This is a genomic window from Endozoicomonas sp. ALC013 (genome assembly GCF_049310205.1).
Lineage (GTDB): Bacteria > Pseudomonadota > Gammaproteobacteria > Pseudomonadales > Endozoicomonadaceae > Endozoicomonas.
The window spans coordinates 1-1178 of record NZ_JBLYNS010000400.1; the positions used below are offsets into that span (position 1 = coordinate 1).

Annotated in this window: 2 protein-coding genes; both read right to left on the bottom strand. The window is 53.2% G+C overall.

Annotated features, from left to right (window positions below):
• On the bottom strand, nt 1-632 hold a 632-nt coding region (locus ACO6V1_RS24110; RefSeq protein WP_422469160.1), incomplete at its 3' end, for a hypothetical protein.
• Nucleotides 633-670: 38 nt separating this feature from the next.
• The gene (locus tag ACO6V1_RS24115) at nt 671-886 is read right to left on the bottom strand and encodes a hypothetical protein (protein WP_422449714.1); all 216 of its coding nucleotides are present in this window, start codon (nt 884-886) and stop codon (nt 671-673) included.
• Nucleotides 887-1178 lie beyond the last annotated feature (292 nt).

Here is a 1178-nt window from a genome sequence, read left to right on the forward strand (position 1 = left end):
CTGGTCGAGGATACCGTGAGCAGTGTACCAGGAAGTAACGCAACCTTGGCCGATCCGACTTCTGAACCACCTACGATGACACAGCCAACCGTTACCTCACCACCGTTCTGGAAAACCGTGCCCACAACAATACCAGGAAACACCATGACCTCTTCCAGAGCGCCTGCTTCTGAACCATTGACTCCGCCAGTGGTACCATTGCCCTCCACGCCAGCAGCAGACAGTGAAACCGGAGCCAGGGCATCAACCCCCATACTTGTTCCAAAACCGACTTCTTCTGCGACATTGTCCCCAGCGATAACACCGTCAACCGTCAAGTCGACACCGGTCACGACAACCGTGATCAGGGTATCAGGAAGTACCAGCATAACCTTGGACGTTCCGGCTGTGGAACCATCTACGACGGCACAGCCAACCGTTGCCACGTCACCGTTCTGGAAAACCGTGCCCACAACAATACCAGGAACCACCATGACCTCTTCCAGAGCGCCTGCTTCTGCGCCAATGACCACTGCAATAGCGCTGTCGACCGCCACGGTGGCACCGCTGGCATCTTCCCTGAGTGCTGGTGCCATAATCGGTATCGCCGCGGGAACCGGCCTGGTGCTGGCATGTTTTGGGGGGGCGTGCATTTACCGCTATTACCAACGCAGGTCAGGCACATACCGGCTTAAGGATTGCAATCGGTTGCCAGGGCATCGATCTGAACTACCGTCGTCGTATGATCAGGTGGCGTATACTTATAAACTGGAGTCCATTCCAGCGAGCAGGCAACGAAGTCAGAAAACACCTGCCCATGGAAACAGGAGCAAGCACTCGAAGGTATAAACTCAACGCATGTGGTTTCATTAACCGCTTTGCCGTGAAAAATATTTTGCTTAACCATTTTTCATCCCTGAGGGTGGCGCAAAACATTTTCACGCGCCATGGGCATTTGTGGTGCAGTCTTTAACTTACCCAAGCAGGGAGTAGGTGTTAATGTCTACCCTGAGAAGGTGCCTTAAAGCCTACGTATGGCAAGGCTTTCACGCTTAAGTCAGTGCCATTGGTTCAGACACCCCTTTCAACCTGTTGACCAGTTCAGCCCATCCAGGTTCTCCAGCCCCGGAGAGTCTTGCTCATTAACCGGTCACTTTTTACCTGCGCAAACAGCGCTTATAATTCCCTCCCATTCACTA